This window comes from Thermogemmatispora onikobensis (assembly GCF_001748285.1).
Taxonomy (GTDB): domain Bacteria; phylum Chloroflexota; class Ktedonobacteria; order Ktedonobacterales; family Ktedonobacteraceae; genus Thermogemmatispora; species Thermogemmatispora onikobensis.
This window is the reverse complement of record NZ_BDGT01000087.1, coordinates 1-12,931: the sequence shown is the minus strand read 5'-3', so window position 1 is coordinate 12,931 and position 12,931 is coordinate 1. Positions and strand designations below refer to the sequence as shown.

General features: G+C 65.5%; 8 protein-coding genes and 1 pseudogene. 6 read left to right on the top strand and 3 right to left on the bottom strand.

Going from position 1 to position 12,931, the window contains the following annotated elements; translation table 11 throughout:
- A pseudogene (locus tag BGC09_RS23175) lies at positions 1-239 on the top strand (hypothetical protein); the annotation flags it as partial.
- Between the two features lie 194 nt (positions 240-433).
- On the opposite strand, the gene BGC09_RS21415 reads toward BGC09_RS23175, so the two are convergent.
- Together BGC09_RS21415 and BGC09_RS22680 are read right to left on the bottom strand one after the other, a co-directional pair.
- The gene (locus BGC09_RS21415; protein WP_069806240.1) at positions 434-4,246 is read right to left on the bottom strand and encodes a WD40 domain-containing protein; all 3,813 of its coding nucleotides are present in this window, start codon (positions 4,244-4,246) and stop codon (positions 434-436) included.
- A 343-nt stretch (positions 4,247-4,589) separates the two neighbouring features.
- Positions 4,590-4,802 carry a hypothetical protein gene (locus tag BGC09_RS22680; RefSeq protein WP_141727907.1) on the bottom strand — a complete coding sequence of 71 codons (213 nt, stop codon included), beginning with the start codon at positions 4,800-4,802 and terminating at the stop codon, positions 4,590-4,592.
- Here BGC09_RS22680 and BGC09_RS21405 point away from each other — a divergent pair.
- The 3 genes from BGC09_RS21405 (at position 4,801) to BGC09_RS21395 (ending at position 8,146) form a co-directional block, all read left to right on the top strand.
- Complete coding sequence (locus BGC09_RS21405; RefSeq protein WP_069806238.1) at positions 4,801-5,832, top strand: VOC family protein; 1,032 nt, start codon at positions 4,801-4,803, stop codon at positions 5,830-5,832. The two genes, BGC09_RS22680 and BGC09_RS21405, sit on opposite strands and share 2 nt — an antisense overlap.
- 53 nt (positions 5,833-5,885) lie before the next feature.
- Positions 5,886-7,025: an FAD-dependent oxidoreductase gene (locus tag BGC09_RS21400; protein WP_069806237.1), complete on the top strand. Its 1,140-nt coding sequence runs from the start codon at positions 5,886-5,888 to the stop codon at positions 7,023-7,025.
- 119 nt (positions 7,026-7,144) lie between these two features.
- Complete coding sequence (locus tag BGC09_RS21395; RefSeq protein WP_069806236.1) at positions 7,145-8,146, top strand: amidohydrolase family protein; 1,002 nt, start codon at positions 7,145-7,147, stop codon at positions 8,144-8,146.
- 342 nt (positions 8,147-8,488) lie between these two features.
- Here the strand turns inward: BGC09_RS21395 and BGC09_RS21390 are convergent, their stop codons facing one another.
- The gene (locus tag BGC09_RS21390; protein ID WP_084659222.1) at positions 8,489-9,907 is read right to left on the bottom strand and encodes an FAD-binding oxidoreductase; all 1,419 of its coding nucleotides are present in this window, start codon (positions 9,905-9,907) and stop codon (positions 8,489-8,491) included.
- An 881-nt stretch (positions 9,908-10,788) separates the two neighbouring features.
- Here BGC09_RS21390 and BGC09_RS21385 point away from each other — a divergent pair.
- The gene (locus BGC09_RS21385) at positions 10,789-11,550 is read left to right on the top strand and encodes an SDR family NAD(P)-dependent oxidoreductase (RefSeq protein WP_069806235.1); all 762 of its coding nucleotides are present in this window, start codon (positions 10,789-10,791) and stop codon (positions 11,548-11,550) included.
- Positions 11,551-11,746: 196 nt separating this feature from the next.
- On the top strand, positions 11,747-12,931 hold a 1,185-nt coding region (locus tag BGC09_RS21380), incomplete at its 3' end, for an ATP-binding cassette domain-containing protein (RefSeq protein WP_069806234.1).

Sequence of the window (12,931 nt, the reverse complement as noted above, 5' to 3'; positions counted from 1 at the left end):
GTCGACTGGTGCTCTGTGCTGTGCCCAGTCGCCGAGGGGGCGCTGCCCGCAACGCAGGCGCCTGGCGCGCTGGCGAACGGGGGAGAGGCGCCCAGGAGCCACGCGGCACGGGACCACTCCAGGGGAGCGGGAGCGGCAGAAGCGCCACCGACGGCGACGGTGACCCGCAAGCAGCGCGGGCCCGGGCCCAGGCCACAGAGCACCGGCCATCTGTTCCTCCACTCTGCTCCTCAGTGTAGCTGGACCGTGGTCGGAGTTCACTACCGTTCACTTCCGTTTTCGCTTTTCCGGTTGCTTCCGGTCCCCTGGCCGGTGCCGCCATGCTCCTGCGACGCAGGTGGAGAAGAGAGACCTGCTCAGCCACAGTGGCTGCCTTGCATGAGGAAGGCAAGGAAAGGACAAAGAAGGAGGAGCCGCTAGCGAGCGCAGGCTCTTAGCTTGAGGGAGGAGTGGGTGGCGTCGCCTCGCCGCCTCCTTCGCAGGCGCCCAGGGCTTTGAGCGAGGCCTTTTGGGCCTCGCTGAGGCCACGCACATGGCGAATGCTCATCCCCTCATAGGGGCGCTCGCTCCGCAGAACATAGAGGCAGGCCCCGGTTTTGGCCTGGGAGACGAAAATCACGCCGTCGTCGTCGCCGCTGGCCAGCAGCTCGCCGTCGGCGCTGAAGGTCACCGACCAGACCTGGCCCCGGTGGCGGGCAAAGGTCTGCTCGCAGAGATGGTAGCTCAAGCCGTCGATCTGGCCCAGGCGCAGGCTATGCTCATCACCGCTGGCCAGCAGGCGTGCGTCGGGACTAAAGGCGATCGCCCGAAACCAGGTGAGCGCCCCCTGGCCGGGCCAGCGCTGGCAGCGGTAGCCGCTACTTACTTCCCAGAGACTGAGGCTGCCGTCGTTGCTGCTGCTCAATAGAAAGCGGCCATCGGTGCTGAAGGTCAGGGCGCCAATAGGGCTGGCCTCTCCCTGGAGCGTCCGCAGACAGCGCCCACTGGCGACTTCCCACAGCTTGATCTCGCCGTCGTTGTCGCCGCTAGCGAGTATGCTGCTATCGGGGTTGAAGGCCAGCGACCAGACCATCGAGCTATGGCCGTGGAGGGTCTTCAGGCAAGCGGCCTGGCCCTCGCGGCTCAGGTCCCAAAGCTGGACGGTGCGATCGTGGCTCCCGCTGGCGAGCAGCTGACCGTCGGGAGCGAGCGCCAGGGACCAGATGACGGCACTGTGGCCATGCCAGGTTTGCAGGCAGTGTGTTGCCCCTTCCTGCTCCTGCTCGCTCAGGGACCAGAGACGGATCGCCTGGTCGTCGCCGCTGCTGATGAAGGTCTGGCTGTCGCGGAAGAGAATCGACCAGATCGGGCCGGCATGGCCCTGGAAAGCGCGCAGGCAGCGGGCCTGGCCGCCGGGCTCCAGGAGCCAGAGGCGGAGAAGCCCGTTATCGTCGCCGTGGACCAGGTAGCGCCCGTCAGGGCTAAAGGCCATCGAGCGGGCCACGCTGCTGTGGCCCTGCAAGGTGCGCAGGCACTTGCCGCTCTCCACATCCCAGAGCTTGACTTTGCCGCTGTAGGAGACGCTGAGCAGCAGGCCGGCGGGACCGAAGGCCACCGCGCTCACAAAGGTAGAGTGTCCGTGCAGAATACGCAGTCGCTGAGCTTCACCATTCAGTCGCCAGATCTCGACCGCCCCATCGTCGCAGCCACTGGCCAGCAATGTGCCCTCGGGGTTGAAGGCGATGGTGGCCGCGCGCGTTGTATGCAGGCGCAGCGTGGCCAGGAGGCGCCCGCTGGCCATGTCCCAGAGATTGACCAGGCCGTCTTCGCCACCGCTGGCGAACAGCTCGCCCTGGGGATGGAAGGCGACCGCCATGATATCGCCGCTGTGGCCGCGCAGGATGCGCACGCAGGCACCCGACTGAACCTCCCAGAGGCGTACCGTTTCATCATTGCCGCTGCTGACCAGGAAGCGACCATCGGGGCTGAAAGCCAGATCCCAGACGGGTCCGATGTGGCCGTAGAGCACCTTCAGGCAGCGACCTGTCTCGATCTCCCACAGACGAATCGTCTGATCCATGCCGCTGCTGGCGAGCAGGCGCCCATCAGGACTAAAGGCCACGGCCCGCACCCATTTCTCATGGCCCTGGAAGAGGCGAAAACATTGCCCGCGCTCCTCGCCGCTCACATGCCAGAGCTTCAGGTTGCGGTCATAGCCGCCACTGGCGAGCAGACGCCCATCGGGGCTAAAGGCCAGGGCCCAGGCCATGCGACTGTGGCCGCGCAGCGTCAAGAGCGGGCGCCCTTCGGTCAGATGCCAGAGGCGAATCTGCCCGCTGAAGCTACCCACAGCCAGCAGGTGCCCGTCGGGGCTGAGGGTCAGCGAGGCGATGCTCTCGACCGGCTCCGTGAAGAGTGAGTCACTCAACCAGGCGGAGGCGAAACTGGCCCGCTGGGCCTCTATGCCCTGCAGATAAGCCTGCCGCACGGCCAGGCCAGAAAAATCCTTGTCGCGCACATGGCCATTGAGCGTGGCCACTAGATTGACCAGATTGCCACCTCCATAGCCCTGGGCCGTGTAGGGCAGACCGCGCAGGCTGCCCGCCAGAGCCATCAGCCGCTCCTCCACCCGCTCCTCGTCGCCGCAAGAGGAGAGCAGGCACTCCAGCAGCGGCTGCAGCAGCATACGAACCTGACTCTCACGGATATAGTCCTGGCTGTTGGCCTTCATCAGCGCGTGTGAAAGCAAGAGCCGCGGACGCTCCTGCAGGATCTCGTTACAGACCTCCTCGACCAGCCGCTCGCTGACATACTCCATCACCACCGGCTGCAGGGTGAAAATCGCCCCCTGCTCGGCGCGCTCCACCAGGCAGCGCCAGCGCAGGGACTTAAGCGCGGCCAGCAGCTCGCGTCGCGAGACCGCTCCCAGCAAGTCCTGGCTCAGTTCCTCCAGGGGGACCATCTCGCGCTCGATGGCCAGCCAGTACATCAGGTCGCGCTCCAGAGGTGAGAGGCGCTCGAACTGGTAATCGAGAAGCTGGCGCACGGTGTGGAGCAGCATCGGCCCCTCGCGCAAGAATGCCTCGATCTGGCCGCCAAAGACCTCCTGCACCGTAGCGGCGGCGATCTTCAGCGCCAGAGGGTTGCCGCCATAGTGGCCCACCAGCTCATCCCAGGCGTGTGGCGTGCCCGAGAGGCGGCGCTCCTCCAGCAACTGCTGAATAGCCTCACGCTCCAACCCGAACAGCTTCAGAACGCGCACCGGCGAGAGCGGTCCCTCCAGCGGCTCTAGCTCGCCGGGCAGCTCGCGGCTGGTCACCAGCAGGCAGCTCTGATGAGTGCACTCCGCCACCTGGCGCAGCAGGCGGCCATAGCTCTCGTAACCTTCGCGATAGCGTCCCTCGAAGCTGCCGGGCTGCAGCAAGGTCTCCATGTTATCAAAGACCAGCAGGCAGCGTCGTTTGCGCAGCAGATCGAGCAGCAAAGTTATGCGTCCTTCAAGCTGGGACGGCAGCGCCAGGCCCTGCTGCTGAGTCAGGGCTTGAATGCAATCGGCGAGCAGCTCATCAAGCGGGGGAGCGTTGCGCAGCGAGCGCCAGAGGACAAACTCGAAGCGAGGCGCCACCTGTTGAGCAAAGCGTACCGCCAGGGTGGTCTTGCCGATGCCACCCATGCCGAGGAGAACGACCAGGCGGCAATGGTCGGAGAGGAGCCAGCGCTCCAGGGTGGCCAGCTCCTGCTGTCGGCCATAGAACGCCGAAGCGTCTGGGGCCTCACCCCACTCAGCGTGTGCCTCGGTCGTCATCTGAGAAGCGGGGGCCGAGCGTGCGGGCGGAGCCGGGAGTGGTCCAGTGGAGACAGTGGCCGACTCTTCAGAAGGGGTTGAAGCTGGGGCAAAGACAGAAGAAGAGGGGCGGAGATGAGCGGGCGCGCGACGCTGAGTCTGAAGCAGCTCCTCAAACCAAAGCTCATCGAAGGGGATCGAACGCCGGGCCGCGCTCTCGGCAGCCTGATGCCAGAGCGTACGGGCCTCGTCGCGCGCGTGCTCCTCATGGAAAGCGCCGTAATGCCAGTAGATCTCAATGAGCTTCTTCAGATTCTCGCTCGTAGGGAAGGCCGTGCCGCCCTCCCAGTGACGGATCGTGCGCTCCGACACTCCGAGCATGGTTGCGATCTCTGCCTGTGTCAGGCCGGCTTTCTCGCGCAACGTGAGTGCCAGCAGACCGAAGCGGTCATCTTTGAGCTTATACCGACGGTGATAGCCCACGGCGTCGTGCTCCCAACTCGATGTCCTTCCATCTTTCAGTATCCTCTTGTGGACAGAGCGCAGCGGGTGCTTTCCCTCACCGGAAGCAACCGGAAAGAGAAAAGCGGAAGCGAGTGGTAGTGATCTTTCCCCCGCCTTTCGCTACACTGTGAGCGAGTCTGGCGAACGGAGGGGAGGAACGAACAGATCGCTCTACCAGACACAGCCTTCGGTCAGACGAGGCGCCAGGTGCGATGCCCGTCGTTTGCAAGCGGAGAGGCAGGCTCTTTCACAGCGTTGTGAGAGGCATGACGGGCACTCTGCAGCGTCCTGGCTGTTATGGTAGCACAGAACTGGCTGAGCGTCAATCAAGAGCGGCGTCCTCTCCTGCTCGTTTGCTTGTCTGGCTGCTAATTGGGGCCAGCTCTGCCGTTGGCGGCAGCGACAGGCAGGCGCCGATCGAGGCGGCGCTGCTACCTGGGGCGAGGGGCAAGGCCGCGCCGGACCTCGTGCTGCTGCCCCTGCTGCTACCGCTGTTGGTGCTATCGACCACCCAATGAGGAGAGAACGAGACCATGAGCAAACACCTGCTTGCCCACCTGGCCCATGTAGAGATCGTGACCCCTGCGTTGGAGGACTCCCTGCGCTTCTTCACGGAGGTGATGGGGATGGAGCTGAGCGAGCGTGTCGGGGACTCCTGCTACCTGCGCTGCTGGGGAGAGTTCTACCACCACAGCCTGGTGCTCACCAGCGGTGAGCAGCCGGCCCTGGGCCACATCGGCTGGCGCACCTGGGGGCCGGACGAGCTAGCGCAAGCCGTCAAGGAGATCGAAGCGGCTGGCCAGCAAGGCCAGTGGATCGAGCGGGGCCCGGGGCATGGCCCAGCCTATCGCTTCCGTGGTCCTGGCGGCCACCTCAATGAAGTCTTCTGGGAGGTAGATCGCTACAGCGCGCCGCCCGAGCTGCGTTCAACCTATCCCGCTCGCCCGCAGCGCTTCACCGGGCGCGGCGTGGCCCCCCGCCAGCTCGACCACGTCACCGTGGCCTCGCTCGATGTCATGCAAGACACCCGCTGGTACTGCGATACCCTCGGCTTCCGCTTCATGGAATATACCGTTCCTGACGAGATGCCGGACATCGTCGTCTTCACGCAGATCACCACCAATGAGAAGTCGCACGATCTCGGCTTTGTGGCCGACTTCTCGGGTATCCCGGGCCGTGTCAACCACGTGGCTTTCTTCCTCCCAGAGATCAAGGACCTGCTGCGGGCCACCGACATCCTGCTGGAAGCCGGGCTGAGCATGGAGTATGGCCCCGGCCAGCACGGCATGGGCGAGCAATACTATCTCTACTTCCGCGAGCCGGGCGGCATGCGTATCGAGCTGAACTCAGGCGGCTATCGCAACTACATTCCGGACTGGGAGCCGGTGCGCTGGGTGCCTTCGCAGGGATCGAACACCATGTACCGCAACGCCGCCATGCCCGACTCGATGACGGAGTCCTTCCCGCTGGCGCCGGGCGGCTCCTTCCCCGAGCCGGCGGCCACTGGGGGCAGGCAGATCGATCCCGATCTGGTCAATCCTTTCCGTCAGCGCGGGCGAGGCTAAGCGGCCTGCATGGACGGTAGGAGAATCCTCAGCGAAAGATGGAGTGTCCTACGATGGACAAAAGCGCGCAGAAGATATTGATTGTCGGCGGCGGCATCGCCGGCCTGACGGCGGCAGTGGCGCTGCGCCAGATCGGCTGTGAAGTCGAGGTCGTCGAGCTTAATCCCCAGTGGTCCGTCTATGGGGTGGGGATCATCCAGCAAGGTAATGCTCTGCGAGCCCTCGACCGCATTGGCCTGGCCGAAAAGTGCATTGCTGCCGGGCACCCGATGGGGGGTGTTCGCTTCTACGACCGCGAGGGAACCTTTCTCTTCGAGGTGCCCCAGCCTCAGATTGCGGGGCCGCGCTATCCCCCAGGAAACGGCCTCACGCGCTCTCGTCTGCACGCCATTCTCCAGGATGCCGTGCGGCAGTCTGGCGCGACCATTCGTTTGGGCCTGACGGTAGCGACCCTGGCGCAGTCCGAGAGCGAGGTCTCGGTGACCTTCTCCGACGGCTCCTTTGCCAGCTACGACCTGGTGGTGGGAGCTGACGGCCTGAAGTCGCTGGTGCGCCGTCTGATTTTCGGCTCCGAGTACCAGCCGACCTATGTGGGCCAGGTCTGCTGGCGCTGCAATGTGCCGCGCCTGCCCGACGTGACGACGGGCTGGCTCTTCGAGGGTGGCCCCTATGGCAAGGCCGGCTTCATCCCGCTGGCTCCCGACTTGATGTACATCCTGCTGGTGGAGACGCCTCCTCCGGGGCCACCGCCGCGCTTCCCACGTGAGTGCCTGCCGGCGGCCTATCGCGAGCGGCTCGCTCCTTTCGGTGGGCCGGTGGCTCTGGTGCGCGATCGCTACATTAGCGATGAGTCGGAGGTGATCTATCGACCTTTCGAGACGCTGCTGCTGCCCTCGCCCTGGTATCGTGGGCGCGTGCTGCTGATCGGCGATGCGGCCCATGCGATGACGGCCCACGTGGCCCAGGGGGCGGCGATGGCGATCGAGGATGCGATCGTCCTGGCTGAGGAGGTGGCGAGCGGCGACCCGCTGCCACAGGCTCTGGAGCGCTTCATGCAGCGGCGCTACGAGCGCTGCAAGGCCCTGGTCGAGATTTCGTCACAGCTGAGCCAGTGGGAGCGCGATCAGACGCCCGATGCCGATGTGGAGGGCCTGACGCGCCGCTCGTTCGAGATTGCCGCCACTCCCATCTGAGTGACGAGGCGCCCACCGACACCGATCCGGCCACTGGGCCCGCGGCGGTGGGGCCAGCCTGATCAGCGCTCAGGCTAGCTGGAACCATCCTGCAGAGATTGACAGCAGACAGAGGCTGTATGATTATCGATTTCCATGCTCATTATCTGGCTCGTGAGCATCTCCAGATGCATGCTCGCGCGCCAGACGGGCGCATCCTGGGGTCCCGCTGGCGAGGGGAAGGCCAGGAGGCGATCCTGGAGACCGGCGGCATCCCGCTGGGCAGCGCCTGCCGCCCCGAAGATTTCTACGATCTTGATGCCCGTCTGGAGCTGCTGGCGACAACGGGCGTCGATCTGCAGGTGCTGTCGCCCCCGCCCTTCATGGCCTTCTACGAGTTAGCGGGCTCGGAGGCGGCTCCCCTCCTGCGCGAGCAGAACGAGGCCCTGGCCGCGGTCGTGCGTCGCTACCCCCGCTCCTTCCACGGCCTGGGCCTGGCCCCGCTGCAGGACCCGGAGCGGGCCGCTGAAGAGATCGCCTATCTGATGGATCAGCTTCATCTGGCGGGGATCGAGATTCTGACGCGCGTCAATGCCTGGAATCTGGATGCGCCCGAGCTAGAGCCGGTCTGGCAAGCCCTGGACGCTCGCCAGGCCCTGGTTCTCATTCACCCCTTGGAGGTCCTGGGCGCCGAGCGTCTGACGCGCTACTACCTGCGTAACCTGCTGGGGAATCCAGCGGAGACGGCCTTTGCTCTGGCTTCGCTGCTCTTCGGCGGCGTGGTGGAGCGCTATCCTCAGATCCGCTTCGTGGCGGCCCACGGCGGAGGGGTAGCTCCCTTTGTGGTGGGACGCTGGCAGCATGGGGCCCGGGTCCGGCCCGAGCTAGCCCATTTGCGCCAGACGCCGCTCGACCTGTTGCGACGCCTCTATGTCGATTCCCTGGTGCATGGGGCCGAGCCCCTGCGTTACCTGGTGACGCTGCTGGGAGCGGAGCGCGTGGTCCTCGGGACCGACCTGCCTTTCGATATGGGCACGCGCGCCCCCACGGCCCTCTTTGGGGCAGCGCTGGCCCCGCAGGAGCGCCAGCAGCTCTTGAGCGGTCACGCTGATCTGCTGCCCGCACGTCTTGACCTGACCTGACCTGATTGGCTCCGAGCGAGCTGCCGAACTGACGAGCTGTAGACTCCCTTTCCCCTTCTGGTCCTCAGCGGACGGCGAACGGCTGCACCAGGAGGCCAGCCCGCTCCACGTGGGCTGCTCGCCTTCCTTTCCTGGCAGCGCCACGCCGTCCGCTCGCCGTTGCTGGAAAGCGCTCCCCACCCTGCTCGCCTGACGGAACAGCTGGGCAGCAGAAGAAGAGAGGAGTGGGCTGGTCGGGCCTGGGAGAGGGAGAGGGACGGATTGCCCAAGGGAACCATGACCAGACCAGCCAGCTCGGGTGGAGCAAGGGGTTAAATGGTGTGGGCATTGCGTTGCCCAGGCTCAGGGCTGGCTCCAGGGATTGACGTTGATGGGGGTCTCGGGATGGATCAGATAGGAGTGGAAGAGGCCCGTGGGGTCGTAGCGGGCGCGCACGGCCTGCAAGCGCTGCCAGTGCTGCTCGTCCATAAAGCGGGCCGGGCGCGTGGTAAAATCCGAATCGGCCAGAAAGAGGCCCTCGCTGAACGGCTCGATGCGGCGCATCTGCTCGGCCAGCCAGCGGCGGCAGCGGGCGTCATCCTCGGGCTGCTGCCAGACCACGTAGCTGGCGAAATAGACATCGGCCTGCAGCGAGAGGGCCATATCTGGCAGCGGGTGGAGCGGGGCCATGCCGAACCACAGCGAAAACGATTGCGCCGTTGGCAGACTGACAAAAGCCTCCCGCAGGGCCGGAATGGCTGTTGTCGCTGGCGCATTGAGCCAGGCGTTGTCGACGGCGTAGCGGTGCTCCTTGGGATTGGCACGCCGCTGCTCGGCGTATTCCTCGGCCAGGGTCGTGGGGACCAGAACCTGCTCCTGTAAGGCGCGCTCGCGCACGGGACAGCGCTCGAAAGGGGCCAGGGCCTCGCGCGCCTCGGCGGGCGTCTCGGCGAAGCTCAGCCCCTGAAGCAGCAGGACCGGCGTCGGCGTGGCCTGGCTCGTCAGCTCGCCACCGCCGCCCATGCCCACGGCAACCACTTCAACGCTGGGGGCCAGCCGTGGATGCTCCTCGTAGAGCCAACCCATGACCTCATCAAAGAGGGCGGCAGGATAGAAGAAGCTGCTGCGCGTCAAGGCGCCGGGCAGGGGGCGCACCCGCAGATAGAAGCGCGTGACAATGGCAAAGAAGCCCGGGCCGGCGCCGCGCGCTGCCCAAAGCAGGTCGGGGTGATGCTCTGCGTCAGCGTGAACCAGCTCGCCGTCGGCGGTCACGGCGTCGATGGCCTCAATGCGCTGACAGGCCCAGCCCCAGCCGCGGCAATTCCAGCCCATGCCGCCCTGGAGCAGGAAGCCGCCCAGGCCAACATCGGGACAATGACCCCCGGGAAACATCAGACCCTGCTGCGTCAGCAGGCCGTTCAGCTCGCTACCTGTGACCGCTGGACTGACGCGCACAATGCCAGCCTCGCGGTCCAGCTCGATCTGACGCAGGCCGCCCAGGTCGATCAGCAGGGCCTCGTCGCGCAGGCTCCAGGCGGCCCAGCTGTGGCCGCCGGCGCGCACAGAGACCTTCAGGCCGTGCGCGCGCGCCAGACGAACCCCGGCCACGACGTCATCTTCGCTGGTGGCTAGCAAGATGGCGGCGGGATAGCGCTCAGGACGGCGTCCGTTGAAGATGCGCCCGCAGCGAGCCTCTTCGTAGCCGCTCTCCCCTCGCCAAAAAAGACGGCCCTGCAGCCTCTCCGGGGTGCGGCCCCCGTTCCAGCTGTTCTGCTCGCTCATACCCACCGCCTTTCTGGGCGCCTGCTCGCCTGGCAAACGGCCCTCACGGCTACCCTCCAGAAATACTGTCCGCTCATGATGGCGTGCTCTCCTCTCGACTTCTCACCCTATAGGCGTTCTTGTGCGTATATACTTGCTTACTTGTTTACTTGTTTATGCGTGCCCGGCAGGGGCTGGCTGGGGCAGACGGGGCCCGCCGGCAATGCGCGACCTTCCTCCCTCTTACCAGCTTCTCCCATGCGGGGAGAGGAGTAAGCCCGCACCAGGGGAAGGGGAGAGGTGTGCACGTCGGCCCAGGCTTTCTTGTCTGCCCTCAGTCATGCAGTGTAGCTGGCCTGACCCCGGAAATCACTACCACTTGCTTCCGACTTTCTCTTCCGCTCGCTTCCCGATGGCTCACTGGGGAGGGGACGCTCCCCGTATCATGGCCCTGTCGCCGTCACCTGCCCGGGCGAGGCTGAGCGGCGCCGTCTGACAAAGGGCCATATCTGCCGCTCAGCTAGCAGCAGCTCCCCCGCGGGCGGTCGCTCCGGTAGGGCGGCGTCCTCAACCGGAAGCGACCGGAAAGGAAAAACGGAAGCGAGTGGTAGTGATTTTCTCCTACGCCTCCCCTACACTGCAGGAAAGACAAAGTCACAGGCAGGTCACAGGCCAGCCAGAGAAGTCGACCGGCAGCGAGGGTCAGGCTGCCAGCTGCGGTCAGCGAAGGTCTGGCTCAGGGCAGGCGAGCCGCTTCCCCGGCCTGTCTGCCGGCGCCGGCCCACCTGCTGCCGTCGGTGAAGCTAGCTGCCTGCTGGCCCGCTGGCCGACGGGGTCAGGAGCGGGGACGAAGCCAGCGAGCGCCAACGAGTGAGCATGTGCCTGGGAGGAAGAGCACAACGATGAGCGGGCGACTCCAAGGAAAGGTAGCCATCATTACAGGAACAGCTAGCGGCCAGGGGCGCGTTGCGGCCCTGCGCTTTGCCGCCGAGGGCTGCAAAATTGTCGGCTGCGACCTCAACGTCGCCGGGGCCGAGGAGACCGTGCGCCTTGTACGCGAGGCCGGCGGAGAGATGGTCTCGTTGCAGCCCTGCGACCTCAGCGATCCCGAGCAGGCTCAGGGAGTAGTGGAGCTGGCCGTCAAGACCTACGGCGGTTTCGACATCCTCTACAACAACGCGGGCACGGCCTGGATCGCGCCGATCGAACAGATGACGACGCGCATGTGGCAGGATACTCTGCGCAGCGAGCTCGATACCGTCTACTACATGTGTAAGGCCGCCTGGCCGCACCTCGTAGCCCGCGGCGGCGGCTCCATCATAAATGTTGGCTCCGTCTCCGCCAAATTTGGCAGCGAGGACGTTCCCGGCCTGGCCCACGCCGCCAGCAAAGGCGCTGTCATTGCCATGACGCGCCAGCTAGCCGCCGAGGGAGGCAAATACGGCATCCGCGCCAACACCATTTCGCCGGCCCTCATACGCACGCCACAAACCGAATGGGCGATCAACTCGGGCGCCCTCGACGGCATCATGCGCAAGTTGATGCTCAAACGGGTCGGTACACCCGAGGACGTAGTGCTCTGCGCCATCTACCTGGCCTCCGACGAAGCCTCGTGGGTTACGGGGGCCGACTTCGCCGTCGATGGCGGGGCCAGCGCGTTCTAGCCGGGGCCAGAGCAAGACAAGAGCCAGGGAGCAACAACGGGCGGCAGCGACCTACGACAGGCACGAAGCGGACCGGGCCAACCTGAGTGAGCAGCGGCTGACTCGCCGGCCAGCGCTGACAGATCATCGCGATCAGGCCAACGAGCGAGCAAGCTACCATTCAGACAGCAAACAAGCCAAAAAGAGAGGGAGGGGCATGATGCAAGCAGCTTCCACTGTGGGAGGAGGCCCACAGCAGGCCGACGAGGCCCCGCTGCTGGTGCTGCGTCATGTGACCAGGCGCTTCGGGGGAGTCACGGCCCTCAACGATATCAGCTTTGAAGTGCGCAGCGGTGAGCTGCTCGGCGTCATTGGACCCAATGGAGCGGGCAAAAGCACCCTCCTGAGCCTCATTTCTGGGGCTCAGCGTGTCAGCGAGGGGGAGATCCTCTTTGCCGGGCAGCGTCTGGATCAGCTGCCCGCGCATGCCATTGCCCGTCTTGGCATTGGGCGCGCCCATCAGATCCCCCGCCCCTTTGGGCGCATGACCGTGTTGCAAAACGTCTTGATTCCCGTCCACGCCCGGCGAAACGAGGACCCGGGCCGGAGGCGCCTCAGCGATGACGCCGAGGAGATCCTGCACCTCTGCGGCCTGCTCGACCGCAAAGATCGCCAGGCTGGCTCCCTGGCCCTGCTCGACCTCAAGCGCCTGGAGCTGGCTCGTGCTCTGGCGCTCAAACCGCGGCTGCTCCTGCTCGACGAGGTGGCCGCTGGCCTGGTGGGTCAGGAGATCGAAGAGATCACCCGGCTCATTGCCTCCATCCATGCCCGTGGTGTCACCATTATTCTCGTCGAGCACGTTCAGGCCGTCGTGCGGGCCCTGGCTCACCGCGTCATCGTGCTGGACTGGGGGCGCAAAATCGCCGAAGGGACCCCTGATGAAATCGCTCGCCATCCCGAGGTCATCGCCGTCTACCTGGGCAGCGAGCAGGGGGAGGGGGCGCCAGCTCACCAGACCATGAGCATGAGCGAGCCTGCGGCAACAGTGGCCGAAGCGAGCGAGAGCGACAGCAGATATGCTCTCCCTTCTGCCCGAGCTATGTCGACGGCGGCGGTGCGGCCTTCCCCACCGCCGCTGCTCGACGTGCAGCACCTGAGCGTCGACTACGGTAAGCTGCGCGCTCTGCGCTCGCTGGATTTCAGCGTTGGGACAGGGGAGGTTGTGGCGGTAGTGGGAGCCAACGGAGCCGGCAAAACGACCCTGACCCAGGCCATCAGCGGCCTGGTACCCGTCAGCGAAGGTCGCATCCTCTTTGCCGGCCAGGAGATTACTCGTCTGCCAGCTCATCAGCGGGCCCGTCTGGGGATTGCCCTTTGTCATGAGGGAAGACGCCTCTTCCGT